Source organism: Magnetospirillum sulfuroxidans (assembly GCF_018224925.1).
Taxonomy (GTDB): Bacteria; Pseudomonadota; Alphaproteobacteria; order Rhodospirillales; family Magnetospirillaceae; genus Magnetospirillum; species Magnetospirillum sulfuroxidans.
Window position 1 is genome coordinate 14,600 of the sequence record NZ_JAGTUF010000013.1, and the last position, 26,046, is coordinate 40,645.

General features: G+C 60.7%; 25 protein-coding genes and 1 tRNA gene. 10 read left to right on the plus strand and 16 right to left on the minus strand.

Going from position 1 to position 26,046, the window contains the following annotated elements:
* Position 1: 1 nt before the first annotated feature.
* Positions 2–1,072, plus strand: coding sequence for a beta family protein (locus KEC16_RS13295; RefSeq protein ID WP_211549713.1), 1,071 nt, complete (start codon positions 2–4; stop codon positions 1,070–1,072).
* A gap of 8 nt (positions 1,073–1,080) precedes the next feature.
* Here KEC16_RS13295 and KEC16_RS13300 read toward each other — a convergent pair whose 3' ends face one another.
* The 6 genes from KEC16_RS13300 to KEC16_RS13325 all read right to left on the minus strand — a co-directional run bounded on the left by KEC16_RS13300 (position 1,081) and on the right by KEC16_RS13325 (position 6,726).
* On the minus strand, positions 1,081–1,695 hold the full coding sequence (locus KEC16_RS13300; protein WP_211549715.1) for a sce7726 family protein: 615 nt from the start codon (positions 1,693–1,695) through the stop codon (positions 1,081–1,083).
* A 179-nt stretch (positions 1,696–1,874) separates the two neighbouring features.
* Positions 1,875–2,477, minus strand: a complete 603-nt coding sequence (locus tag KEC16_RS13305) for a hypothetical protein (protein WP_211549717.1) — start codon at positions 2,475–2,477, stop codon at positions 1,875–1,877.
* 285 nt (positions 2,478–2,762) lie between these two features.
* Positions 2,763–5,348 (minus strand): LPD7 domain-containing protein, encoded by a 2,586-nt coding sequence (locus KEC16_RS13310; protein WP_211549719.1) that lies wholly within the window; start codon positions 5,346–5,348, stop codon positions 2,763–2,765.
* Positions 5,349–5,410: 62 nt separating this feature from the next.
* The gene (locus KEC16_RS13315) at positions 5,411–5,755 is read right to left on the minus strand and encodes a MobC family plasmid mobilization relaxosome protein (protein WP_211549721.1); all 345 of its coding nucleotides are present in this window, start codon (positions 5,753–5,755) and stop codon (positions 5,411–5,413) included.
* Between the two features lie 84 nt (positions 5,756–5,839).
* Positions 5,840–6,235, minus strand: a complete 396-nt coding sequence (locus KEC16_RS13320) for a hypothetical protein (RefSeq protein ID WP_211549723.1) — start codon at positions 6,233–6,235, stop codon at positions 5,840–5,842.
* Positions 6,236–6,468: 233 nt separating this feature from the next.
* Positions 6,469–6,726, minus strand: coding sequence for a hypothetical protein (locus KEC16_RS13325; protein ID WP_211549725.1), 258 nt, complete (start codon positions 6,724–6,726; stop codon positions 6,469–6,471).
* A gap of 106 nt (positions 6,727–6,832) precedes the next feature.
* Between KEC16_RS13325 and KEC16_RS13330 the strand changes: the two genes are divergently transcribed.
* The 4 genes from KEC16_RS13330 to KEC16_RS13345 all read left to right on the plus strand — a co-directional run bounded on the left by KEC16_RS13330 (position 6,833) and on the right by KEC16_RS13345 (position 8,811).
* Positions 6,833–7,339, plus strand: coding sequence for a hypothetical protein (locus tag KEC16_RS13330; protein ID WP_211549727.1), 507 nt, complete (start codon positions 6,833–6,835; stop codon positions 7,337–7,339).
* Positions 7,340–7,360: 21 nt separating this feature from the next.
* The gene (locus tag KEC16_RS13335; protein ID WP_211549729.1) at positions 7,361–7,918 is read left to right on the plus strand and encodes a hypothetical protein; all 558 of its coding nucleotides are present in this window, start codon (positions 7,361–7,363) and stop codon (positions 7,916–7,918) included.
* 85 nt (positions 7,919–8,003) lie between these two features.
* Positions 8,004–8,405 carry a hypothetical protein gene (locus KEC16_RS13340; protein ID WP_211549731.1) on the plus strand — a complete coding sequence of 134 codons (402 nt, stop codon included), beginning with the start codon at positions 8,004–8,006 and terminating at the stop codon, positions 8,403–8,405.
* Between the two features lie 58 nt (positions 8,406–8,463).
* Entirely contained in the window at positions 8,464–8,811 is a 348-nt protein-coding gene (locus KEC16_RS13345; RefSeq protein ID WP_211549733.1) for a hypothetical protein, read from the plus strand.
* Here the strand turns inward: KEC16_RS13345 and KEC16_RS13350 are convergent.
* The 8 genes from KEC16_RS13350 to KEC16_RS13385 form a co-directional block, all read right to left on the minus strand.
* On the minus strand, positions 8,780–10,924 hold the full coding sequence (locus tag KEC16_RS13350; protein ID WP_211549735.1) for a DotA/TraY family protein: 2,145 nt from the start codon (positions 10,922–10,924) through the stop codon (positions 8,780–8,782). The two genes, KEC16_RS13345 and KEC16_RS13350, sit on opposite strands and share 32 nt — an antisense overlap.
* Positions 10,925–11,105: 181 nt before the next feature.
* The gene (locus KEC16_RS13355) at positions 11,106–12,089 is read right to left on the minus strand and encodes a hypothetical protein (RefSeq protein ID WP_211549737.1); all 984 of its coding nucleotides are present in this window, start codon (positions 12,087–12,089) and stop codon (positions 11,106–11,108) included.
* Positions 12,090–12,776: 687 nt separating this feature from the next.
* Positions 12,777–13,892, minus strand: coding sequence for a tyrosine-type recombinase/integrase (locus KEC16_RS13360; protein WP_211549739.1), 1,116 nt, complete (start codon positions 13,890–13,892; stop codon positions 12,777–12,779).
* Positions 13,893–13,968: 76 nt separating this feature from the next.
* Positions 13,969–14,058: transfer RNA gene (locus tag KEC16_RS13365), tRNA-Ser, on the minus strand.
* Positions 14,059–14,163: 105 nt separating this feature from the next.
* Positions 14,164–14,685, minus strand: coding sequence for a translation initiation factor IF-3 (gene infC, locus KEC16_RS13370; protein ID WP_211549741.1), 522 nt, complete (start codon positions 14,683–14,685; stop codon positions 14,164–14,166).
* Positions 14,686–14,807: 122 nt separating this feature from the next.
* Positions 14,808–16,724 carry a threonine--tRNA ligase gene (thrS, locus tag KEC16_RS13375; protein ID WP_211549743.1) on the minus strand — a complete coding sequence of 639 codons (1,917 nt, stop codon included), beginning with the start codon at positions 16,722–16,724 and terminating at the stop codon, positions 14,808–14,810.
* An 84-nt stretch (positions 16,725–16,808) separates the two neighbouring features.
* Positions 16,809–18,461, minus strand: a complete 1,653-nt coding sequence (locus KEC16_RS13380; RefSeq protein ID WP_211549745.1) for a hypothetical protein — start codon at positions 18,459–18,461, stop codon at positions 16,809–16,811.
* 4 nt (positions 18,462–18,465) lie between these two features.
* Entirely contained in the window at positions 18,466–18,936 is a 471-nt protein-coding gene (locus KEC16_RS13385) for a CreA family protein (protein WP_211549747.1), read from the minus strand.
* A 183-nt stretch (positions 18,937–19,119) separates the two neighbouring features.
* Here KEC16_RS13385 and KEC16_RS13390 point away from each other — a divergent pair, with 183 nt between their 5' ends.
* The 4 genes from KEC16_RS13390 to KEC16_RS13405 are packed head-to-tail and all read left to right on the plus strand — an operon-like array spanning position 19,120 to position 22,575.
* Positions 19,120–19,509 (plus strand): DUF6165 family protein, encoded by a 390-nt coding sequence (locus tag KEC16_RS13390; protein WP_211549749.1) that lies wholly within the window; start codon positions 19,120–19,122, stop codon positions 19,507–19,509.
* Positions 19,510–19,522: 13 nt separating this feature from the next.
* Positions 19,523–20,638 (plus strand): glycosyltransferase family 9 protein, encoded by a 1,116-nt coding sequence (locus KEC16_RS13395; protein WP_211549751.1) that lies wholly within the window; start codon positions 19,523–19,525, stop codon positions 20,636–20,638.
* Position 20,639: 1 nt separating this feature from the next.
* Positions 20,640–21,803: a glycosyltransferase family 9 protein gene (locus KEC16_RS13400; protein WP_211549753.1), complete on the plus strand. Its 1,164-nt coding sequence runs from the start codon at positions 20,640–20,642 to the stop codon at positions 21,801–21,803.
* A 46-nt stretch (positions 21,804–21,849) separates the two neighbouring features.
* A complete protein-coding gene (locus tag KEC16_RS13405; protein WP_211549755.1) occupies positions 21,850–22,575 on the plus strand; it encodes a S1 family peptidase in 726 nt (241 codons plus the stop codon).
* A 47-nt stretch (positions 22,576–22,622) separates the two neighbouring features.
* On the opposite strand, the gene KEC16_RS13410 is transcribed toward KEC16_RS13405, so the two are convergent.
* Both KEC16_RS13410 and gap read right to left on the minus strand, forming a co-directional pair.
* Positions 22,623–23,843: a phosphoglycerate kinase gene (locus tag KEC16_RS13410; protein ID WP_211549757.1), complete on the minus strand. Its 1,221-nt coding sequence runs from the start codon at positions 23,841–23,843 to the stop codon at positions 22,623–22,625.
* 73 nt (positions 23,844–23,916) lie between these two features.
* Positions 23,917–24,918, minus strand: a complete 1,002-nt coding sequence (gene gap / locus KEC16_RS13415; protein WP_211549759.1) for a type I glyceraldehyde-3-phosphate dehydrogenase — start codon at positions 24,916–24,918, stop codon at positions 23,917–23,919.
* Positions 24,919–25,382: 464 nt separating this feature from the next.
* On the opposite strand from gap, the gene KEC16_RS13420 reads away from it, so the two are divergent.
* Entirely contained in the window at positions 25,383–26,036 is a 654-nt protein-coding gene (locus KEC16_RS13420; protein ID WP_211549762.1) for a response regulator, read from the plus strand.
* The last annotated feature ends 10 nt before the right edge of the window (positions 26,037–26,046 follow it).

Here is a 26,046-nt window from a genome sequence, read left to right on the forward strand (position 1 = left end):
GGTGACGCTACGTGCATGGGGCGAAGTACCGTATTTGCCGATTTTGTCTTTACGACCCTCCGAAATGAGGGCGTTGGAGGAGTTGCCAAACCGCACGAAAGATCGGCTTCTCCCCGTTATCCATTTGCGGCCGTGGCTCACATCTCATCGATTAGAGAGCGCCACCGGTCGCATTCTTGATGCCTACGGCGACCGCCCGGTCGTCATCGCAATGGGTGAACGGGAGCAACCGAACGAGCGGCCCGTCCACGCCCAGTTGGAAGCTCTGCGCGACGCGTCGGGAGGCTTTAGGCAGTGGTGTGAGTTCTTCCAGGCCAATGGCAACTACATCCCGGCCATCCAGTTTTCTCCGCAGGTATCCCACGAAGAGGCCCAGATCGCCCGTCTGTTCGGTTTTGATCGCGGTCTCGTCGTAATAATTGAGCCGCCGGCCTTGCCCGCTATTTCCCGTATAGCACAGCGTGTCGGAGAACGGACTCATGGCGGCCAAGGCGTCTGCTTCATTATCGACTTTGGGGTAGCGGGCCGCGATCATTTAGAAGTCGCAGCGCGAGCGATAGGATATGTTGACACTATTCGGCGGTACGCTCCCGTCGCCGCCGTCTCATTGTCCGCGTCGTCTTTCCCCGATAGCTTTGTTGGATTGCCCGACCAGCCTATCTTTGAACGTCGCCTGTTCGACACACTGTCGGTACGCGATGGTCTCATCTACAGTGACAGGGGAAGTGCGCGAGTTGAACGCCAGACAGGCGGAGGAGGTCAGCCTGCGCCTCGCATCGACTACCCGCTATCCGACCAGTGGGATTTTTTTCGGTCTGACGATCTTACCGGCTTCGAGGGGTATCAGCAGCAAGCACGGCGATTGATCGCCACTGAAAGACGAGGAATCTGGAATCCTCACCTCCGGGTCTGGGGGACGCAGATGATCGAACGGACGGCTGCCGGTGATACGTCAGCTATTGGAAGCCCTCAGAAGGCCACCGCAGCTCGGATCAACCTGCATCTGCAACGGCAGACGTTCTATGATTCGCCTGCCGTCGCCGAGGATACCGACGAAGATTGGTCGGGGTGACTGGGGTGTCAGGCTGTTTCGAGGCAACCTTGTGCCGCGAGCCAGTGTGACCATCGATTGTCGCGTTCCTCGGCGAAGCGCCGTGCTTGTGCACGATTGTCAGCAAACCGGCTGAGCAAAGGTAGGTCGTCGGGCCGGATTGAACGACGTGATACCGCTCGCCAAAATTGGCTGCTTGTCGCGGCGTATCGCGCCTTCATCGCCGCGCGGAAATCGCATGTGCGGCGCTCCGCCTGGGTGAGCAGGTCGTCAAGCGCGGCGTCATCGACGACATTGGCTATGCCGGTACGGAAGACCGAAAGCACTCCTTCGCCATCATATGTCCAGACAGATGCCCCGCAGAGATCATCGGCAATGAGGTTCGGCAAGTGGCAAGGCGCGACGATGGCAACGGCATGATTGAAGTAGCGGGCATAAGCATGCATTTGAGACGGAAGGCGCCGTAGCGTGTCCCTAGCGGTCTTTATCTCAAATCCAATGGTTTCATTAGCGAAAACGACAAGGTCGGCGCGTATGCCACTGCTGCCGAGCGAGAATTCGGCCGTGACGATGGGCTTACGACGCCGCCCGTATTCCTCGCGCAAGCGTGCCAGCGTTGCTGCCTTGACCTGTCTCTCGTCCATTAATTCCCCGTGAAGTTAGCCATCTGATAATCGACGAATGTCCGATCCGCCCACGAGACCGTTATATGGTGTGGATTGGCATTAGTCGATATCCTGCTGCTACTTCGCATAAGAGCTCTGCATTCCTATGGCAGCCAATTCACAAGCCGCCCTTCCGCTTCCGGCCCAACTCAGCATAGCTAAAGCTCCACGTTCTGCATGTCCTCCATCTCCTGGGCGTCGAGAGCTTTCTTGATATCAGGTGGTTCGGCCTCAATGAGCCCTGCCATATTTTCGATGATCCGCAATGCAGGCGTCACACCGTTCACCGCATTAATCGCGGGATCAAGTACATAATTGACGCCATAACTATAGGGCCGCTCCTCGCTTTCCTGGAGCCGAGGCAGCCAAGTTTCAGCCTCTTCCACGCGAGAATAAAAAAGCACAACCTCTAGCGCCAACTGACTGGGAAGCATCCCCACCTTGCTTGCGAGGGCCGGATACAACTTGGGCCTGGGGAGCACGAACTGTTCGATGAAATGCTTGTCAAACACTCCGTCTCCAAACAAACCGCGCCGAATGTAACGGGTCCCGACAGCGTTCGCCATTCGGGCAACGCTCCGACGAAGCATCACGATCTCTCCGTAAAGCGCACTGGCTATTGCGACGATTTCCTCATTTCTAAGCCGTTTATCCCGCCTTCGGTTCAAATGAAAGTTGAACAGTGCGCCGAAGATCAGCGCGATAAATCCCAGCACCGAGCCGATAGCACCCTGCCAGCCCTTCAATTCAGCATAGTCCATCAGACTTTCACCGCCTGTTGAAAGAAGTGTCGCGCATCCCGGTGTCAGTACGCTCGTCGGCTGGTAAACGCACTCATTCCAATGCAAGAAATTATGAAACCTTTATCAAGCTCAGTACAGTGCCCATCCATTTGCCGTGGTCCACGTGCGTGCCGTTCGGCAACCGGCCAAGGTCCGCATTACCGCCCCCGTCTCCCAAACTCGCCCATCCCTTTCCGGCCCAAGTCTGTCATTTCGGCAATTGAGCGAAGGGGGGCTTAACCAGCCATGGGATGGGGGCATGAGTCACCGTCGAAATGAAGGGGGCTGTATGTGCGCATGAACAGCCCGCCTCCTCAAGACATCGTTCCAATCGCCAGCTTGCGGTCGTTCATCGGAAACGTCCCGTCCCATACCCTCCGCCAGTGCACGAATCTTGGCGGTATAGCCGTCCCCAGCCGGATCGCGGTCGCAGGCCGCGATGATCACGGCACCCGCGGGCATGCTGCGGATGACGGCCTCGAGGTCATCATCAGCGCAGCCGTTCCGGATCGCCACGTAGCGGGTGGTGGCGCGTTCTTCGGGCGACGACAATTCTTGATGCGACATCGCATCAATCGGCGATTCGACGATCACCAATCGGGTATCGGCGGTCGAGGCGTTGGAGGTCCAGATTCCTGGCACGGCGCCGGCAGTGTAGGCCTTGAACGACCGATCCGATCCCGGAGAAGGTCGATTGCGGCGTTCGGTACCGACCAAGCCGTCTTTTGTCCGATACGGGAAAACCGCGTTTTGTCGATCATCGACCCGGAAGGTATCGGTAAATCTGGGGCAGGCCAGGGTTTCCGGTGAGATGCCCCGTGATTTTTCCAGGAAGACGCTGCGGCTGGTCCGGTTGGTGTTTTCCCATTCCTGGAGTGCCTGCAAGCCGTTGCCCTTGATCGGGCGAGGCTTTGGGCGCGGGGAATAGGCGGACGTGTCCCAGGATGGTTTGGTTTCGGGAGTGCGGTGCCATTGGCGCAGGCGAGCCAGGGCCTCGGTCACCGAGGTTCCGGTGCGCCACTGCACCAGGTCGATGACGGTACCTTTGCGGTCGCCGATGTTTGACGAGAAAACCCAATGGCCGGATTGCGAGACGCCGATGATCAGCTTGCTGCCGTCAGGATGGCGCATGATTGTGTGATTCCTGTCGCCGGCCTTCGCGTCTTCGACAAAGCCCAAGGTCGCGGCGATGGCGCACAGATCAATGTCGGTCTTGAGGCGGTCAATGTCCTGGCGCCGGTTTGCCCGAATGCGGCTCACGCCGGGGCGAGCAGCTTTGCCAATCTGTCGCAGACGATCATCAGCCTCTGCTGATTGTCGCCCAATTCGTTCAGCCGCCAGGTCAAGCTGTTGATCTGCTGCGTCAGCCTCTGTTCGCGCTCGGCGGCTTCGGTCTGCATGCGGTCGATGGTCTGCATCAACTGGCGTTCCAGTGGCGTCAGTCCCTTCATTTTTGGTCTCCTTCATTTTCGTATTCTCCGCAGCGGGGGAATTGGAGATCGACAGCCCCAGCCGGGCGGCCTCGGCGATGGCAAGGCGCTGGAATTCGGGGGAGCCGGAAATCTTGATACTGGTCCAGCCCTTGGCCTGTGCTTCGGCCAGCATCAGCTTGACGGCCAAGCCGGTGGACTTGCTGGCGGAGATGCGTTCCCCATGATCGACAATGATGGCGCCGTCGGTCAGGCGGACGGTTCGCGAGGCCCGATCGACCCAGCGCAAATGCAGCAGCAGGTCATCCGGCAGGGTGGCGCCGAAGATGACAACGAACAGCCGGGCCTTGAACCGCTGGCGCTCTTCGGCCCGTGCCGGTTCGATGACGGCATCGCCATGATGATCGGGCCGACGGCGAGGGGATGGATCGCAAAGTGACTTTGGCGAAGCTTCCACCGGGGCTTGGGGCAGGAGCGTTACGGCTTGGGGTGGGGTCGTTGGACCGGGACTTTCCGGAGGTGCCCAGTCCGGCCCGCCATAGCGTTGTTGATGGAACAGCGCCCGCCGGGACTGGTGCTGCGCCAAGCGTTTCTCGCATTCCTGGAGATCGAGGCGCGGGGGTGCTTCGACTTTAATCGGCAGCGCCTCGGGCGAGGTGAAGGCGGCGGAGAATATTCTGCCGCGAAGGCGCATGCGAGCCCCGTGGTCGTTGACGAGGGTGACGTAATCCGTGCCGGTTCGCGCCACCTGAATGCCGCTCTGCTTGAGCTGCCGCAGCAGATCGTCACGGCATTTGATCTCGCCGGCGGCAAGGGCGGCTTCGGCCCATTCGCTGATCTGTTCGGCCAAGTGCTTTTTGCTCTCTTTGCCGGCCCGTTTGGCTTCGGCGGCGATTTTTAGAATATAGTTGGGCACGCTGACAAGACGGGCACGCTTTGGGTCTTCCGGATCGGCCCAGCCATAGCGGGCATTCAGCATGTCGCGGCAGGAATCGAAAAGCTTCCGGCTTTCGGCACCGGGGGGATGTGGGTTGATCGAGCGCAGCTTGCCATTGCCGGCCAGAATGGCCCGGGGCGCACAGAAATTCAGTTCCAGCCGGCCTGTGTGGGTGTGGGTGGTCCAGAATGTCGGTGGACGATGTTCCTCGGGAATGCCGGCATAGGCCGAGTCTTCAAAGGCACGGATGGCTTCGGCCACTTGGCGACGCGGTTCCGGGGCACCAGCATTGAAGGCGGCGACATCGACGTCGTCTCGCTCGAAACTCAGCACGGCTGACGAATACCGGCATTGAAATGGGGTGGCGCGGATCGCTTGGCGCATCAACACCGCGTCGCCTTTCAGGACTTCCGGCGGGGGGATTCGGCGGACACGTTCACGGTTTCCGTTTTCCGTCGGCTTCCAGATGGTTTCGGCTTCCATGTAGTCGGTCACCCCTTCGCCGCCAGCGTCATCACTGCCGTCGTATTTGGACCACATGATCATCATGATGCCGGCTCGTCCGTAGCCTCTTGATCCAGGCCGTATTCGGAGCGCATGGCCCGTTCCAGGCGCAGCAGGGCCAATACGACCTGATGCGCTTCGATAGCGGATTTGTGGGTGTTGGCCCAGTGGGCCAGTTGATTGAGATTGGTGCCGATTTTCGCCAGTTGGAATGTGCGTTGCCGCCAGTCAGTGCGGTTGACCACGGTGAGTTGGTCACCGTGGTCCCGCAGCATCTCCGTAAGCGTCATTCCTGCGGCTTGGGCCTTCGCCTTCAGGAAAAGGTATTGGTCATCGAAGACGCGGATCTTGATGATGCGCTCGCGGTGGGGGCGGTTCTGGGCCATCTACAGCCTCGATGGCCAGCGGGGGGTTTGCAAGGCGGCAGCAGATTCCGGCTCAGGAGTGCGCCTCTGGAACATTTGGCTTCCTCAAGGCTTTCGGCTTCGCCGGGGCGTCTGGGCAGTCTCGGGCAGTTCATCCATTGCGGACGCCAGGATGCGTCCCCAGTCCTCACGGGCGGCCGAGGCCAGGGCATTGGGGGCGTATCCACCGTCCAACCGAGCTGCGAAACTCGCCAACCCATCACGGTCGGCTTCAGAAAGCTCTTCCATATCCAACGCTTCTCGTAACGCGTCCGGCAGTAATTCAGCGAAATGTGTGATCGCCGTGACGTACTCCTGTTCACAGGTGGCCACGGTTCCGCAGTCGGCATCCAAATGACCCAAATTGGTGCCGATGTAGCCGGCCAGTCGCGTCCTCCAGCCCAAGGCGTTGCTGGTCGTCACCGCCAAGCCAAGAATCTCTGTTTCGATGTTTTGTCCCATCTTTCTCTCCCTATCGCATCAGGGTTCGAAGGGGGCGGCGCCCCCTCGCAAGGTTTCCGTTTGGTCCTCGTCAGAGGGCCACGCGGAGGAGCCTTGCTGTAAGGATGGTGCGATCGATTTGAAGGTTCTGCAATGCTTTATATTTGCATAATGGCAAATAATGCTGTTGACGTTTCGCGCCTATGGTTTCGAAACTAGTTCATACACGACACGAATACCGTGAGTAACTCACGCTATTCAATTTTTGTCGCGTCGAATTCAATGCCAATCAATTCAAGTTCTCTGAGAATTGCTTTGGCGGAGCCGCCGCGTGGGGCATTCTGGCCGTACCACCATTTCTTGACGGCGGGCTCGCCGGCGCCAAGTTCGGCGGCGAGCAGGCGGATGCGGAGGGCGTCCTTGCCATGGGGGGCGAGGCGCTGGCCAGCGGCGCGAACGGCCTCGGAAAAGGCCGCAATCTCCTTGGTTCGTTGGTCGCTGATCGGCTTCATGATCCGGACTTTGGATAAAGTTGGTCCGTTTCGCAAGAGATGAGCTTGAAAATAGGATAAAGTTTATCCTAAAATGGCGATGCCTCAATTTGAACGGTGATGCGTGATGGACACTGAACCCCTGGCCGGCGAGACCTTGGATCGATACTTGGACGCCACCCGCGCTGCCGGCATTGCGGACGCGCAAGCGGTCGAATCGCTGGTCGGGTTTGTGCTGCGTTTTGCCAAGGGCGCCATGCCGGCCCCGACGCTTCAGAGGGCGATTGATGCCGCGTTGAGGGAGCCGAAACACAAAGTCACTTGGGCGTTGCCCGCGCGTCCCGACCTGCGTGAATTGGCGGAGCAGCAACTTGCGGACCCGGTCTTTTGGTGCAGGCTTGAGTCTGACTTGCATTGGCAGGCCGGTCATTGGGTTAGGTTGTCGGGGAAGTCCCCGGAAGTGGCGGTGAATCTGGCGATTGAGGCGATTTTTCGCACTTATCAGCGACGCCCCGAGGACATCCAAGCCAGGATTTATGACCACCTGATCAGCCTGCGGCAGCGGGCCATGTTCGCCGTTGCCGGCAAGAAAGGCGAAAAATTGAAGGCATGCGTGAGTGACAGCCAAGGATAGAAGCAGCGGAAAGGGCGCCCCATGATCTTTCTGGATTTCGAGGCCAGCGCAGGCATGGGCGGCTATCCCATCGAGGTCGGCTTTTGCATTGTCAACGCCGATCGCAGCATGCGTTCCGGGGCCAAGCTGATTCGCTGCGATGAATGGCTGGATGATCCGTCCCGTTGGGATTGGCGTGCCGAGGAAATCCACCGGATCACCCGTCAGAACCTGACCGATTTCGGCGAATCGCCGCGCAAGGTGATGACCTGGCTGAATGCGGAACTGGCGGGAATGGTGGCCGTCGCCGACAGCCCCATGGATGAGTTGTGGATGCGAGAACTGGCCGAGATGGCGCGTATTCCCGCTGCCTTCGGACTTACCGGCGATATCCGGAAGGCCTTCGACGGTCCGGAGATCGCCTGCATCACGTCCTCGGAAGAAGCCGAAAAGGTGGCGCCGAAGCGGCACCGGGCGGAGCCCGACGCGGTTAATCTGGCGACACGGTATGTGTTGAGCCTGGAGCCTGCCGCCTTTGTCTATCGCCTGCATTACGTCGATGGCGGGGGAAACGAGCGGCGTCCGCTCAGTTCTGATTGAGGTTTGAATAAAGGTGGGGCCGATGGCGGTTGCGACGTCACCGGCCCCTGATCACAGGACCAACCATGGTAAGGAGTTTGGACCGATGACCATCGCGACTGTAATCGACGCCCCTGCGTGGCGCCACCACCTGGACAACCTCGGCCCGTTCGCCAGCCCGGACGAGTATGAGGCCTTGTTGCAGGCTGCCCCTGCCGACCTGCCGGCGGAGGAGCGGGAATATCTGGTTGGATATCTGGCGGGCCTGCACCGATATTCCACCACCGAGGTGGAACGGGCGTATTTGGCGCTGCGGCCTCGACTGGATGAGCTTGAGGACGAATCAGCGTGGACCCGGCAGAAGACGCGGGAATTGCGGCGGGCCCTGCGGGCTTTCGCCGTGATCGGCCCGGTTTCTGTCGGGGACCACGCCATCCGCCGCCAAGTCGCCGAAGAACTTGGCCACGTCGGCGGCTTTACCGATTTGGTTTCCATGCTGCTGTGCTAAATTGGTGGCAATAATGGGCGCTTCGGCGCCCCTTGGTTGCGCGACGGAGGCGTGTCCCATGGATGATTTCATCACCGGCCTCGTGGTGGGGCGAAACGAGGCCGCAGCTCTGGGCCAGGAATGGGCCGAGTACGCACGCGGCCTCCAGGCCCAGGCTGGGCAATTGCACCAAGAGCTTCACGCAGAGCGCATCAATCGGGCTATTAATCGGGCAGATATCGCAGGCATACTCACAGCGCTGTCGACTCTTCCCGAGGCGATCCAGGATCAAATCCAGAGTGCGCTGGATCGCCATTATGTCCCGGCATTTGTTCACCGAGCCAAGCAACTTGGTTTGCAGCCCGACCATGCCTTACAGTCGGCACGAACCCAACTTAACGCCACCCGCCTTCATCCTTCTCGATAGTAGGTGGTGGCGTCCGGTCGGCACTGGGGATCGAATCTTCCATCCGGGGCGCCCAAGCGCCGGCCCCATGGCCATCGGTGCCGGGCTGTTGCGGTAGATGTCCGCCCCCCTTCATCCCACTGCCCATCATCGCGGCCTGTTGGCCGGTCGATGCCCCCTGCTGCACGGGATGCTTGCTCTGATTGACGTCGGGATCGGTGTCGCCAGTGCCAAGGAAATGGGCGCCGATCATTTGCATGACCAGATCGCCACCCTTGCCCACCCCCATCATGGCGATGCCGGTCAGGCCGATGATGGTTGATGCGCCCAGAATTAGGTAAGTGATGGTCCCGGTGACGCCGCCGAAATGCCCACCCAGGGCATTGCCGATGCTTTCGGCAAAGGTCAGTACGAACAGCTTGCCGAAGACGATCATCACTGCAAATCCAGCGACCAGCGCGACGACCATGATCATCGGACGAGCGAACAGGTCGTAAAGAATCTCGTAGCCCTTCGCGGCTCGGGGGCCGATGCCTTCGCCTTCAAGTTCAAGATGCGCGATCGCCCAGATCGGCGCCCCGAGAACCGCAATGATCACGCGCATGAAATATCGGGCCACGCCGTACAGCCAGTGCAACGCCGGCATCATCGGCAGGATATATGCCAGCGCGACTCCGGCCATTAGCAAGGCGAAGGCGAGAAAATAGAACACCGGCGCGATGCCCGACAGGAAGCCTTTGGTGCCGGCGGCGGCCGCACCGGCGGTGCCGATCGTCGCGGTGTTGCTGAGCCAGCCGACCAAGTTGCCGCTGGTCCAAGCCTGTGCCGCCTCGGCTGCGGCGGTTCCGCCGGCAAAGGTCATCACCGCGCCCCAGAAGATGTTGAGGAGGGAATGGCCCAGACTGGTCATTTCGGCGATGGGGTTATTTGAGCGGTCGGACTCGCCCAGCAGCAGCCATTCATAGATTTCCTTTTTACGTGACAAGTCGAAGAACGCCAGTATGCCGCTTTGTGCTTCCTGTCCGATGGCCGCATCGTAAGCGGATTTGTCGGTCGAGGTTTTTCGTTGCGCGTAGCGTTCCGTCCACCACTGATCAGCGGCGACAAACGCGGCCTTCTGCGCCGTGTAGACCTGACCGTCCCAGACTTCGTAACGCGGCGCGGTGGTCTTCGGCAGATCGCCGACCGCGTGCCAAACGGTTTGGTTGGCCCACATCAAATTCATTGCCCAGGCGCCGGCCTTCGCCCATCCGGCATTGGTTGCCGTTTCGCGTTGGGATTGGAGGCCCTGCTGGCTTCCTGCAACGACTTCCGCCCGGGCTGCCGCCATCAGGGTGGCGGTGTATGCTTGCATCGCTGCGGTGATATCGAAGTTTGGTCCGGCGGCTGGCTTGTCTGTGAATGGCGGAAGCAAGGTAACGGCCAGAGCCTCGGCGGCAGGCCGTAACTGTCTTTGCAGAGCCATTGCTGCCTTTTCATGGGCGGCAAGGATCTTGGCCGATGATCCGCTGAGCCCTGGTTCGTGCCGGAACGTGACCGCGCCACACTGCCGGAAGACGCCGCCGCTGGTGGCGTCGCCATCTGCCGACAATGTCCGCCAAACGCCGATGTCGTGGGACGTGGTCAGCGGATCGCTGATGGTCGCGCCATTGGATGTGGCTGCCGTTATATTTTGGATGGCGCGACAAGCCTCGATCTTGAAAAGCTCTCGCGCTAGGTCTTTCACCTCAGGCGGGGACGGTTCGATCAGCGGTTTCAGATCGGCGAGTTGTTCCATCGCCTTGCTCCACAGAACGCCGGCGCCGGCCATTCCCATTTTTGAAATGCCGATCACGACATATTGGCCGGCATTCAAACCGACCGGTGGGAGAGGAACAAGGAGGCCGATGGCGAGAAAGAAGCGGATCGGGAACCAGACCTCCGAGTGTTTTCCCCCGACCTTGCCATGCTGGGCAGTTTCAACGATGGCTCGGGTCAACAGCCACAGCAGCAGAGAGCCGCCCACGGCCATGAAGATGGCGTTGTACAACCCAAGCGTTGCCGCGAGTATGCCATCGGATAGGAAAAGGGTATCGATTGCCTCGACTGCCCAATCGCCAGCCTTGGCGGCGAAAAAATCATTCTGGTTCGTCATGTTTTGTTCGCTCCTCGGTCAGGTCAGATGGGCGAAAAGGTACAATGTCCCAAGCCCCGCGGCGGCCATGAGCAGCAAGTGCCGGTCATTTGTCGGCACGAAATAGCCAGCGAGACCAATAGCGGCTAAGATCAATAGCGCGATGACCGAACCGTTTTTCCGCATAGTTGCGCCTCCAAAATTATTTGGCATCATCGACAAATCTGTAGCGCTCGACAGCGCGCTCAACTTTTTGCAAGTGCCGATGGTCGTCATCAATTAGGCGGCAGGCGAGCTCGACCATCTCACTGACGGCACCAGGGTCGAAGTCGCCCCGGGCAAGTACAGCGGCAGAACGCAATGTTCCCGCGATCTGGCGTGCCTGCTGATCGAGTAACACCGAGCGGCGCCCGGTGACGTACCGCCCCAATGGCGGCAAAATAGCTTCGCCCCTCGCCAGATAGGCCGCCGTCCACAGCGGATGGAGCGCCCAACGGCGGCGGCGCGTGTCTCCCGTGAGGGGAACAGTTAGGCGCCGCGTGAATACCGCTTCTCCAATCATGGCCGGCAGTTCTGACATTAGGTCGGCGTGGGTGCGAAGGGACCGATCCCGGAGGTACTCACCCCCAAACCGGATTTCGAGGCGCCAGACGTCTTCGACCACACCGCCCCAGAGCTCGTGGAACCAGGTTTTGCCGCTGGCCTCGGTAACCTCGAGCGACTTGTGGTAAATTGAAACCTGCAGTCCAGCCTTTGAGCCAATATCTATCGTTTGTAGCGTGCCCCCGCGCGACCACGTGGATAGCTTCTCTGGAAGCACTGTGGCCCGTGTCTTTGACGACGAGTGACACACGATCTGTTCAAGCAATCGCGGGATCATTTCCCTACCGAACGCCGGCGAGTGAAAATCGAATGCGTAGTCGGCACGACTAACAACCACCGGCCATTCATCCGGCCCCTTCGCACGGAATCCGGCATGCAACAGAGCTTGGTGGGCGCGCGCCCGGAGAGCGTCAAGGCCATACTCCCAGAGCCCCCCAGCGAGGTACCGTATGGAGACGCACCAGCCAGCAGCCGGGCTTCGGATCAGGAAAAGGAGATCGTCGTTGCCCGCGACCCATTTGACGCCGCCCTTGGCGCCGGTGGCGCGAACTTGGACCAGTTCCGGCCCAAACTGAAACGGCACAGTCCCTCCCGTTCGTGGGTCCAGCCTGTCCGCAGCTTCCTTGGCCGACTCAATACGCTGGATGAAGTCATCGGTTGGGGTAAGGTCCGCTGCCTCTTGGTAGCTGTCCCACCCGTGGACCAGCAAGGTGCAGTAGTCTGGCGCTGGCGGGGAGAGCGGAATTTTCGGAATCTCGCGGGGCCGTTTGTTCTGCGCTTGTTCCCTGCTCTTGGGACGCCCACCACCCCCTGTTAGAGGCGGGGTGGTGGGGCAGTTAAGCTGCCCAGCAGTTGCCCCCTTTCCCACCGGCCGCTCCCTCGATCAGTGCGCATTGGCTGCGGTCGTACCTTTGCGGGGCCGACCAGGGCCACGCTTGCGGGGAGGTTCTTGAGCAGGTGGAGCAGATGGACAAACCACTCGCGATTCGATCCAGGACTTCACGTCCTCAATGCGCCAGCGGATAAGACGACTGCCGGGGAGATCGACCCTTGGCGGGAGCTCGTGGGGCTTCCGCTTGTTAATCGCCGGGACTGACATGCCGAGCAAATCGGCCAAAGCGACTTTGTCTAATAACTTATTCATCTCGACAACTCCATGGAGTCGGAATTGACGAGATATTATCTGATACAATTACTTATGACTAGTTGGCAATACTATCTACAATTTGTCTTCATTTTTGCCATATCAAGTTGACGAAACCGTCAACTTTCATTCTTGGGACCTTTCCTCATACTTTGACAAAAGAGCGTCAAGAACCGATCTCGGGTTAACACCCGCCGCCTGCATCCTCTCGACAACAGAACGAAATTCTTCCAGCAACCCCACACCATTGCTTCCCCGGCCATCGATTTTGGCTGCAAGCTCGCCTGCCTTTGGGTTGTAGTACCTCAGGACCATGTTCATCGTCTTGTGGCCGAGCACCCGCGCCAACTCGAGCGGCGTCAAGCGCTCGGCGAGGCGCGTGGCGGCCACATGCCTGAGATCGTGGAAGGTGACCCGAGGGGTGCCATTGGTCACCGCAGTGGCGACAGCGGCCTTGAAGGCCATATCGACGGTCTTGCGGACGATTGCGAACGGCACGTCCCCACCACCTTGCGAGGTCTTCCAGTCGGCGAAGGTATCTCGTGCCCGCTGGGAAAGCGGCACCCGTCTGGATTCGCCGTTCTTTGTGGTCGGGAGATAGGCGTGATCATCGGAGATCGCAGACCACTGCAAGGAAAGCATCTCCCCCTGGCGCATGCCAGTTTCAATGGCGACGGTCACCAGCGGGCGCAGCCATGCGGGCCGAGCACAAGCATCGAGGAGAATGGCTTCTTCCGCCTCCGTCAGATGCGCCTCTCGGGCCGCATTCGCCTTCACCCGACGCACGCCTTGGCAGGGATTGGAGATGGGGTAGCCCCATTCGCTGATTGCGGTCCTGAAGACGCTGGAAAGCAGATTTATGGCGTTGTTGATCGTAGAGGGTGCCTTACCGGCAGCCTCTTGCTTGCGGCGCCACTCGGCAATGTCCTTGGGCTGCACCGCCAGCACCGACCACTCAGCCATTTCCTCGCGGAGCCATTGGGCGATTCGATAGCGCTCGCGATCGGCGCCCTTCTTGGCTGGCGTCACTTCATCCTGGTATTGAGTGAGGAGCTCGCGGAGCTTGGTCGCCTTGGCTTCAGAGCGGTCGATATAGGATTCGCCGCTGATGCGCCCTTCGATTTCGTCAGCCCACTTTTTGGCGGCAGCGTAGGACTCGAAGGTGCGATAGATCGGCTTGTGATCTTTGCGGCGAATTTGAACCCGCCACTGAAGGTCACCGCGCTGTTTAATCGACGCCATTGGCACACCCCTTGGCACACAGGGAAAGGTCCCTGTGCCAAATTGTGCCAAAAATTATGGGCCGAATGAAGGTAAATGGCGGAGAGGGTGGGATTCGAACCCACGGAGAGCTTGCACCCTCACCGGTTTTCGAGACCGGCCCATTCGACCGCTCTGGCACCTCTCCGCAAGAAAGGAAACGCCCCGGTCGGTGGCGAGGCGCGGAGACTAGCGTAAACACGCAAACTCCGCAACCCCCCGAAACAACAAATCCGAACCGGAGAGATATCGCCTATCGGGGCGAAACCACCATCACCATTTGACGGCCTTCCATCTTGGGAATCTGTTCGATCTTGCCCAAATCTTCCAGGTCGTCGCGGACGCGTTCCAGCACCTTCATGCCCAGATCCTGGTGGGCCAATTCGCGGCCACGGAAGCGCAAGGTGACCTTGACCTTGTCGCCTTCTTCCAGGAACTTGCGCATGGCGCGCATTTTGACGTCATAATCGTTGTCATCGATATTGGGTCGGAGCTTGATCTCCTTGACCTCGATGACCTTCTGCTTCTTCTTCGCCTCGGCCTTCTTTTTCTGGGCTTCGTACTTGAACTTGCCGTAGTCCAGAATCTTGCAGACCGGCGGGTCGGCGTTGGGCGAGACTTCGACCAGATCGAGACCGGCCTCTTCGGCCATGATCAGTCCTTCACGCAAGGACACGACCCCGATCATCTCCCCCTCGGCGCCCACCAGACGAATGCTGCGAACGTCGATCTCTCGGTTGACGCGCGGCCCATCGTTTTTGGGCGGCGTCTGCATTGGCGGCCTAGCTATGAAAACTTCTCCATCGGTTCGAACAAAAAATAGGCACCATCGCGTCACCCCCGCGAATCTTGGCCCGGATTCTTTTGAAAATCCGCCCTAGGGAAAGACCCGAAAGGTCAGCCCGGAGGTGCGGCTTCACCTATGAGTGTAGCAATCGCTTGGTCAAGCGCAACAATTTCTTGACCTTGGCTGCCCAATCGACGGATCGCCACGGTCATTTCTTCCGCCTCGCGGCGGCCAACCACCAGCATAACCGGGATTTTCGCCTGAGAATGCTCGGCTACCTTTTTATTGATCTTTTCGTTGCGCAGATCGGTTTCCACCCGCAAACCGGCTTGGCGCAGCTTGGCGGCCACCTGTTGGGCGTATTCATCGGCGTCGGAAACGATGGTGGCCACCGCCACCTGGATCGGCGCCAGCCACAACGGGAAGCGGCCGGCGAAGTTTTCGATCAAAATGCCGATGAAGCGCTCGAACGACCCCAGCACGGCACGATGCAGCATCACCGGCCGCCGGCGCGAGCCGTCCTCGGCGGTATAGCTGGCATCCAAACGTTCGGGCAAGACGAAATCCACCTGGAGCGTACCGCATTGCCAATCACGGCCGATGGCGTCACGCAAGACGAATTCAAGCTTGGGGCCATAAAAGGCGCCTTCGCCCGGATTGAGCGTGGTGTCCAAACCGGCGGCCTGGGCGGCGGCCAACAAGGCACTTTCCGCCTTGTCCCAGGTTTCATCCGAACCAGCGCGCTTTTCCGGCCGGTCAGAGAATTTCACCCGCACGTCGGTGAAACCGAAATCCTGGTAAACCAGCTTGAGCAATTGGCAAAAGGCGATGGTTTCCGAGGTGATCTGATCCTCGGTACAGAAGATGTGGGCGTCGTCCTGGGTGAAGGCGCGCACCCGCATGATGCCGTGCAACGCCCCCGACGGTTCGTAACGATGGCACGAGCCGAATTCGGCCATGCGCAACGGCAGATCGCGATAGCTTTTGATGCCTTGGCGGAAAATCTGCACATGGCAGGGGCAGTTCATCGGCTTGACCGCCAGATGGCGTTCATCCTGGGTATGGATGGTGAACATGCTTTCCGAGAATTTGTCGGCATGACCCGACGCTTCCCACAGCGAGAAATCCACCAATTGCGGGGTTTTGACTTCCTGGTAATTCTCGGCTTCGAGGCGGCGGCGCATATAGCTTTCCACCGCGCGGTACAACGCCCAGCCCTTTTGGTGCCAGAACACCGCGCCCACCGCTTCTTCTTGCAGGTGGAACAGGTTCATTTCCCGACCCAGCCGGCGGTGATCGCGTTTTTCCGCCTCTTCCAGCATGGTCAGATAGGCTTCCAGGTCCTTTTTGTCGAACCAGGCGGTGCCGTAAATGCGTTGCAGCATCTCGTTGCGGGAATCGCCGCGCCAATAGGCGCCGGCCAGCTTCATCAGCTTGAAGGCCTTGCCCAGCTTGGCCGTCGATAGCAGATGCGGCCCCCGGCACAGATCAATGAACGCGCCTTGACGATACAGACCGATGGGCTGATCGGCGGGGATCGAGGCGATGATCTCGGCCTTGTACGTTTCGCCCATGCCTTCGAAGAACTTGACCGCCTCGTCGCGATTCCATTCTTCGCGGGTGATGGCTTCGTCACGATCAACGATTTCCTTCATCCGCGTCTCGATCTTTTCCAGATCGTCGGGGGTAAAGGGTGTCGGCCGGGCGAAATCGTAGTAAAAGCCGTTCTCGATGCTCGGCCCGATGGTCACCTGGGTTTCCGGATAAAGCTCCTTGACCGCCTCCGCCATCACGTGGGCAGCATCGTGGCGCAGCAATTCCAGCGCGTCGGCGCCGTCCTTGGCGGTGACGATGGCCAAAGCGCAATCGGTGGCGATGGTGGTGGTCAGATCCTTCATCACGCCGTCGATACGGATGGCAAGCGCCGCCTTGGCCAGGCCGGCACCGATGGACTTGGCCACGTCCAGACCCGTCACCGGACCGGGAAATTCGCGGACGCTGCCGTCGGGAAGCGTGATGGCAACCATGGGATCTTACTCTTTCGTGCAAATGCGAAGGAAAGGGCGGACTCTGTTGGAGTTTCCCCCCCAAGTCAAGAAAAGTGGGGGAATTCAGACCACGAAAGCGCCGGGAGTCATGGGGGCTGGCTGAGCCAATGGCTTGTAAAGACGCAAAACCGCGGCGGAAGCCATTTCCACATCCACCTTTTCCGCCGCCAGCAATCCGCATAAATGCTGACCGATGGCCGACAGCGCCGCTTCGTCCGCATCGCCGGCGAAGGCGATGGGAAAGGCGCGAAACACCGTCAACGCCGCCTCGAGATCGGTGCCGAAGCTGGCGCGGGGCAAGATGTTCCAGACGGTAAACAGCGCTTTCAGCGCGGTGGCCGCGCGGATTTCATCCAAACGCTTGCGCATGACTTCGCGCAGTTGGAAAGCCAGTTCCCGCGGCCGCCGGGCCAGTTCGGCGGTCAGGAATGGCCGCTGCGCCGCCCGCACGGTGGAATCGCGCGCCGTGGCGATGGCTGTTTCGTAAAGCTCGGCAAAGCCATACGGGCCGCCAACGGCGCCATGGAACAACAGCAAAGCGATGGCGTCGGAAAGCGTGTTGGCAAAGGTTTCATCGATGGCCTGCACCCGCTCCATCAGATATTGACGGCTGGTCTCCTTATGCTCGGCCAGGCCCATCAATTCCTTGACCGTCTGCGCCAGGCGGCGGCCATCGACCATGAACAAGGCGGCGAAAAACTCAAAGTCGCAGGCTTGGGGCAAATCCAGACCGGCCTCTGCCGCTTTGTCGCGCAACAGGGAAATCAGGTTCAGCGCCTCGATTTCATCGGCATCCAACTCCTTGGCCGAGCGAACCTTGACCTTGACCCGCTTCAATTCGGTCCGCGTGCCCATGCGAAAACCGACGCCCAGCACCCTGAACACCCGCGGGCGGTCGACCGGAACCTCGACTTCCTGGTATTTCGGCTGCCCGGCATCCCCAGGCAAGGCCAACTTGCCGCGCGCGCCATTGAGCCGCGCCGCCAGTTTGCTGAGCCGTTCGTTCAAAATCCCCCACACATCGGCCATCTTTTCCGACAAGCCCATGTCGGGCCGGGTGGTGGTGGCCAAGCTCATGGACCGATAGACCCGCCGTTCCAGCGCATCACGGCAGCCAAAAATAATGGTTTCCGCCATGAACTCGCCGGCGATGCGCAAGAAGATGGGCGAAAACAGGAAAAAGTCCTGTTCGTGCACATAAGCAATCGACGGGAATTGCGCCGAAGGCAAACGAAACAGACCCAGGCGCCGCGCCAGCGTCTCGGTCACGTGTTCGGTCACCTTTTCCTCGGCGGCGGCGAAAGCGTAAGGCGGCTTGGGCCGCGATGGCGGCGGCGGCGGCGGCGTCACCCCGATCAGGTCGAGATCGGGCAATTCAGGATCGGCGACCATCTCGCCCCGGTCGGCGGCGCGGCGGTGCGGGTTGTCGGGCAGGCCTTGCTGGCTTTGCCATGCCAGGGCGATTTCCGGGCGCTTGGCGATCACCACCAAAATCACTTCACGGGCCAGCGCCACCTGTTCAAGCCAGGGACGACCGATCAGCCCGGAAATAAAGGCGTCTTGCACGGCGCCGCGGAATTCCAGATCGCCTTGACGGCGCAACAGCGTCGCCAGCACTTGGCCCATATAGGCGATCAACTGATCCTGACCGCCCAAACGATCAAGCTTACCGGTCAGATCCTGATAAAGCAGGTGCTGGTCAGCGGGCAGATCCATGTCGTCACTTCCCCTGTGCGGCCGGAATCGGCACCACCGAAATGGAATTCTTGGGCGATCCTTCGATGATGCGGTCAGAGTAAACCAGATAGATCAGAACGTTGCGCTTGGTGTCATGGAAACGCACCACCTGAAGCGTCTTGAACAGCAACGACGTATCCTTTTGGAACACCGTCTCGCCATCCTTGATCTTACCGGTGATGGTGAGGACGCCGACCTGGCGACAGGCAATCGACGCATCCGAGGTGTCCTCGGCCACGCCCAGCCCGCCGCTGATCCCGCCCTTTTTGGCCCGCGACAGATAGCAGGTGACGCCGGTGACCTTAGGGTCGTCGAACGCTTCCACCACGATCTTGTCGTTGGGGCCAAGCATCTTGAACACGGTGGAAACGCTGCCGATTTCCTCGGCCGCCAGCGGATTGGCGACGAAAGCGGCAACAATCCCGATCTGTAAGGCTTTACGTAAACATTTCATCAGCTTGCCCAATTCATGCGGCCCACCCGACTATACTGTCAGTGGAGGGGGGATGAAAAGGGGCGCTGATGATCAAGCGCTTTCATCCCAAACCGGGCCGGTGGCGCGCCGCGTCTCTTCTAGAGGCGAAAGAAATCTGTTAGAACGCGGGCCATTCCATGTTTCAACAGCGAAAGTATCGCCATGTCCGTCCTGGTTCCGGTGTCTTGGGGGGAAATCATCGACAAGATCACCATCTTGGAAATCAAGGCCGAACGCCTGACCGACGCCGCCAAACGGGCCAACGTCACCAAGGAACTGGATGAGCTGGTGGCGGTGCGCGAGCGCGAGTTCCCCGCGCATGCCGCCCTGGCGGCGCTGGCGGCGGAACTCAAGGCCATCAACGTCAAATTATGGGTGATCGAAGACGACATCCGCGATTGCGAACGGGCCAAGGATTTCGGCGGCAAATTCGTCGAACTGGCCCGCGCCGTCTATTTCACCAATGACGAACGCGCCGCCGCCAAGCGCAAGGTCAACGACCTGCTGGGCTCGGCGTTGATCGAGGAAAAATCCTACGCCCCCTATGCGTGAAGGCCGACCCGCCGTGCGACTGCATCGCCTGCTTGATTCCTTGCTGCGCTGGCGCCGCGCCCTCACCCGGCGTCCCGGCGTGGCGTCGGGCGTCTTGCTGATCAGTGCCGGCGGTCTGGGCGACACCGTCTTGCTGGCGGCGGTGCTGCCCCGTTTCCTCGCCTTGGCCCGGCCCGGCGAAAGCGTCACCGTGCTGCTGCGCCATGACGCCGCCCGCATGGCCTTTGTCTTTCCGCCGCAAGTTCAGCTGCGCACAATCGACTTCAGCCGATTGCGACGGTGGAAATACCGCCACCACGTCATGGACGCACTATACCGGGATCATTATCGGTTGGTGGTGCACACCGATTACCTGCGCCATCCCGATCTGGACGAAGCCCTGGTCGAAGCCGCCGCCGCCCCGGAAAGCGCCGCCATGGAACCGCGTCCATCGGCAAAATTCGCCCACCGCCTTGCCGCCAATCGCCGCCTTTATACCCGTTTATTCGAATCCGGGCCGCCGCATACCGACAAAGTGCTGCGCTGGGCCGGCTTCGCCCAATTTCTCACCGGTGAAATCCTGCCGCCGCCGCTGGTGGCGTTGCCGCCGGCGCGCCTGCCCGAAATAATCAGCCAGGCGCATCCGACGGTGATCTTGCAGCCGTTTTCGGCGGTTAAACTCAAACAAAGCCCGCCGGAATTGTGGGATCTGATCATCGGCGCCCTGCCGGCCACGTGGAAGGTCAAGCTGGCCGGCCATCCCAGCGATTTGGACAAGAACCCGGACTTCCGCCGCCTGTTGGACGTGCCCAATGTGGAGTTCGAGGGCGCCCCCTTCGCCCAATTGGCCGGCATTATTCGTGGAGCCAGGGCGGTGATCAGCGTCGATACCGCCTGCATGCATTTAGCCGCGATCATGGGGACGCCGACCTTGTGTCTGGCGTCAAGCGCCTATGTGGGCGAGATCGTTCCCTATGCGGCCGAGATCGCCCCCGCCAATCTGCATGTGCTTTACACCCCGATGGAATGTCAGGGCTGCCTGGGCGCCTGCCGCTTCCCGCCCGAGGACGGCATGTATCCGTGCGTCGCCGCCCTTGACCCCGATGCGGTGCTCGGCGCGGTGCGTGACATCGTCGCCAGGGGGATCTGAGATGAAACTGACCCGGATCCTGTTCCCCACCGGCATGCGCCGCCGTTGGTGGCTGTTTCGGCCCATCGACGCGCTGGTCGCCCTGTGGCCGGCGCCACGAGCAAAGCGCGGCGTGCTGGTGGTGCGCATGGATGGCATCGGCGACATGGTCATGTTCCGGCAGGCGCTGGAACATTATCCGGCGGCGCTGGGGGTCGATAAAGCCGACATTACCGTTTTGGGCTGCAATTCGTGGAAAAGTCTGGCCGATCAGGTTTTTCCCGGCTTCACCGTCGTCGCCATCGACGAGCACGCCTATGAAAAGAAATGGCTGTACCGGCTGAAGATATCGCTGTGGGTGCGCCGCCAAGGCTTCCAAACGGCGATCTGCGACATGTTCATGCGCAAGGTGATGACCGCCGACACCCTGGTCTGGCACAGCCGGGCCGAGCGCCGCATCGTCTGCACCCCCTTCATCACCGACCGCACGCGGGCGGAATATGGCTGGTACCAGGAACGCGCCACCCAGGTCATCGACACCGGCCCCTATCCGACGCATGAGGGGCTGCGGCATTTCACCTTTTTGTCCAAGCTGACCGGCCGCGCTTATCCGCCCGAGACGCCGGCCATTCCCTGGCGCGACCAATTGCCGCCATTGCCCGCGGGCGCCCCTTATGTGGTGATGAATTTCGGCTCGAACGAGCCGGGCCGACGCTGGCCGTTCGAGAATTTCCTGGCCGTCGCCCGCCATTGCCTGGAGGCCGGTTTGCGGGTTGTATTCGTCGGCGCGGCACAAGAAGCCTTTGCCAAGCCGGCCATCGCCGCCCTTGATCACCCCAATGCCATCGACACCATCACTTGTTTGAAGCTGGGCCAATTGGTCGATGTGCTCAAACATGCCGCCTGCGTCGTCAGCAACGATACCGGCCCCGGCCATCTGGCCTTGGGGGTGGGCACCCCCACCGTGTTGTTGGCCGGTGGCGGCCATTTCGGCAGCTTCGTGCCGTACCCCGAAGCCATCCGCCCAACCGGCGCGGTGTTTCTGAACCAGCCGATGGAATGCTATCACTGCTTGTGGGTGTGCCCGAAGCGGGTGTCGCGCGCCGATGCCTTCCCTTGTGTGGCCGAGATCAGTCCGGAACGGGTCTGGCGGACGGTGGCTGAATTAACCACCCCCAAGCATTGATCCGCCTGCTACAATCCGCCCCCAAGTCGCCAGCGGAGTGCCGGCCGTGATCGAACCGCTGCTGTTGACCGCCGCCCGTATCGACACCTTCAGCCAAAGCCGTCGGATGACCAATGCCAGCGGCTTTTTCTTTCAGCGCGGCGAACGTCTGTTCCTGGTCACCAGCAGCCATGTCCTGCGCGACGACAAGGCCGGACACTTTCCCGACCGCATCGAGATCAAGCTGCATATCGACGCGCTCAATCTGGCCAGTTCCACCGGATTTTCCATGCCGCTTTACCAGCAAGGGCGCGCCGTCTGGCGCCAGGGCGCGGACCGGGCCGGCGACATCGACGTCGCCATCTTGGAAATCGACCGCGCCGCCCTGCCGGCGACCGCGCTTTACCGCGCCTTCACCCCGGCCCATCTGCCCGGAAACTTCGAAGAGGTCGAGGTCGGCACCTCGCTGTTGATCGTCGGCTTTCCCTTGGGTTTTCATGACTGGCTGCACCATATGCCGGTGGTCCGCCAGGCCATCATCGCCTCGTCCTTCGGCCTGCGCTTTCAAGGCGAAGGCTATTTCCTCACCGATGCCCGCACCCATCGCGGCACCAGCGGCGCTCCGGTGGTGATGCGCGCCTCCCAAAGCAATCCCGACCATGGCGACCTGCCGTGGATCTTGCTGGGCATCCATTCCGCCCGCCTCGACGTCGCCCGTGAAGAAGGCGTCGATGAAGCCCTGGGACTGAACTGCGCCTGGTACGCCGAAATCCTGATGACCATGACCGCATAAGCAAAACGGCCGGGACAAGCCCGGCCGCTTTCACTAAAGGATCCGCCTTAGTGGCTGTGGCCGCAACCGCAGCCGCCGCCGGACTTGATTTCCAGCGCGGCGACGCCGGGCAGGGTCTTGCCTTCCAGCCATTCCAGGAACGCGCCGCCGGCAGTCGAGATATACGAGAACGCCTCGTCGACACCGGCCTTGGCCAAGGCGGCGACGGTGTCGCCACCACCGGCCACGGTCAGCAGCTTGCCTTGCTTGGTCCGTTCGGCCGCGGCGCGGGCAACGGCGTTGGTGGCGGCGTCGAACGGATTGATCTCGAAGGCGCCGAGCGGGCCGTTCCACACCAAGGTCTTGCAGCCGCCCAGACGGTCGATGATCGCCTCGGCGCTGGCCGGACCGGCGTCCAGGATCATCTTGTCGGCGGGCACCGCGTCGATGGACACCACCTCGTTGGCGGCGTTCTCGGCGAATTCGGCCGCCACCACGGCGTCAACCGGCAGCACGATGTGGCAATGGGCCGCCTTGGCCTTTTCCAGGATCGCCCGCGCCGTGTCGGCCATGTCCTTTTCGCACAGCGACTTGCCCACGTTCTTACCCTGCGCGAACAAGAAGGTGTTGGCCATGCCGCCGCCGATGATCAGGTAATCGACGCGGCCAACCAGATTGCCCAACAATTCCAGCTTGGTTGACACCTTGGCGCCGCCGACGACGGCGGCCACCGGCTTTTCCGGGGTCCCCAAGGCCTTGGCCAGGGCATCCAGTTCGGCCTGCATCAATCGGCCGGCAGCGGCCGGCAGCAGATGGGCCAGACCTTCGGTGCTGGCATGGGCGCGGTGCGCGGTGGAAAAGGCGTCATTGACATAGACGTCGCCCAAGGCGGCCAGGGCTTGGGCAAAGGCCGGATCGTTCTTTTCCTCTTCCGGGTGGAAGCGAACGTTTTCCAAAAGCGCGACGTCGCCGTCCTTCATCTTGGCGATGACCGCTTCGGCCACGGCGCCGATGCAATCGTCGGCCCAGGCCACCGCCTTGCCCACGGCCTTGGCCAGCGGCTCGACCAGCAGCTTTTGCGAATACTTGTCCTCGCGCCCCTTGGGACGGCCGAAATGGGTCAGCACGATGACCTTGGCGCCGCGCTCGGCCAATTCCTTCAAGGTGGCGGCCGAACGGTCGATGCGAGTGGAATCGGTGACCTTGCCGTCCTTGGACGGCACGTTGAGATCGGCGCGGACCAGAACGCGCTTACCCTTGACGTCGAAAGCGTCGATGGTGCGGAACATAAGCGTTTCCCCCTCGTCTGAATGGAAAAAGGGCCCGTTCCGGCAATCGAAACGGGCCCCAGACCGGAAAAATTTAGTTCTTGGCGACGTGCTGGACGAATTTCAGCATGTTGCAGGTATAGCCGTATTCATTGTCGTACCAGACCACCACCTTGACGAAGGTGGTGTCCAGCGCGATGCCGGCATCGGCGTCGAAAATCGACGGCAGCGAGCAACCGCGGAAATCGGTGGAGACCACCTTTTCGTTGGTGTAGCCCAGCACACCCTTGAGCGCGCCTTCGGAGGCGGTCTTCATGGCGGCGCAGATTTCTTCATAGGTGGCCGGCTTTTCCAGCTCGACGGTCAGATCGACCACCGACACGTCCGAGGTGGGGACGCGGAACGACATGCCGGTCAGCTTCTTGTTCAGCTCGGGGATCACCTTGCCGACGGCCTTGGCGGCGCCGGTCGACGACGGGATGATGTTTTCCAAGATGCCGCGGCCGCCGCGCCAATCCTTGGAGGACGGGCCATCAACGGTCTTCTGGGTGGCGGTGGCGGCGTGAACGGTGCTCATCAGGCCGCGCTTGATGCCCCAGGTGTCATGCAGGACCTTGGCCACCGGGGCCAAGCAGTTGGTGGTGCACGACGCGGCGGAAACGATGGCTTCGCCGGCATATTTGGTGTGGTTGACGCCATAGACGAACATCGGCGTGTCGTCCTTGGACGGCGCCGACTGCACCACCTTCTTGGCGCCGGCCTTGAGGTGCTTTTCGCAGGCTTCGGTGGTCAGGAACAGGCCGGTGGATTCGATCACCACATCGACCGCCAATTCGCCCCATTTCAGCTCGGCCGGGTCCTTGACCTGGGTCAGCAAGATCTTCTTGCCGTTGACGATCAGGGTGTCGCCATCCACCGAAATCTCACCGGGGAAACGGCCATGCACCGAATCGTACTTCAACATATAAGCCAGATATTCGGGATCCAGCAGATCGTTGATGCCAACGATTTCGATTTCGGGAAAATCCTTCGTCACGGCCCGGAACACCATGCGACCGATACGACCAAAGCCGTTAATGCCGACGCGGATAGTCATCGCTTCCTCCAGTGGTATTTCTGTGGCGGAAAACCTTTGTTCCGCCCGAATTCAGACGCGCAACCATATCGCATACTCGCCCCGGTGAATCCAGTCCCGAAAGCGTCAAATACCCCCGGATGCCCGGCAAAATTGAACCCTTTCACCGCCCCCCACCCCATCGGGGGTCCGCTCCACTGCCCGGATGGCGGCCCTGATCTACCGCTACGGGTAAGGCAAAGGGCGACTCCGCCGATCAGTGGGTGCTACGCACAAAAAGACGGGTATTTATGATAATTAGCGCCGATAAGCTTGCGACAAAGGTATGAGTTTGATGCTAGTATTCAGCCTAAGGACAGAGGGACGTCAGCAGGGGGTGACGGCCGCTCTGTTTCGCCGCCGGGTGCGGAAAATATTTCGTGATCGCGGCGGCGGGCCCGGGGGTGTGCCCGATCGAGCGCCGAAGGATGGGGTTGCCGAGTAATATGAAAATCTTGATCGCCGACGACCATGAACTATTCCGCGAGGGATTGCGTCATGTCCTGGGACAATTGGAAGACAACGTGCAGGTCGTCGAAGCCGGAGATTTCTCCCAGGCTTTCGTCCTGGCCGAAAGCCATCCGGATATTGACATCGTCTTGCTGGACCTGAACATGCCCGGCGCCAATTGGGACGAAGGCTTGCCCCGCTTGCGCGCCACCCTGCCGGCGGAAGTGCCGGTGGTGGTGCTGTCCGCCGCCGATGACCGCCGCAGCGTCCTGCAAGCGGTGGAAATGGGCGCCGCCGGCTATATTCCCAAGACCTCGTCCAGCCGGGTCATGCTGTCAGCCCTAAAGCTGGTGCTGTCGGGCGGGGTTTATCTGCCGCCAGCTCTGATCGAGCGCGCCACTCCGCGCGGCGAGGGGTTGAACCCGGCGGTGGTCGAACAAGCCATGTCGATCCTGACGCCGCGTCAACGCGAAGTTCTGGGCCTGCTGGGCGAAGGAAAGTCCAACAAGGAAATCGCCCGTATTTTGGAACTGGCCGAGGGCACGGTGAAGCTGCACGTCACCGCCATCTTGAAGGCGCTGAACGTCAACAACCGCACCCGCGCCGTGGTTGCCGCCGCCCAGATGGGCTTGACCACGGCACCGCAATAATCCGTCTCGC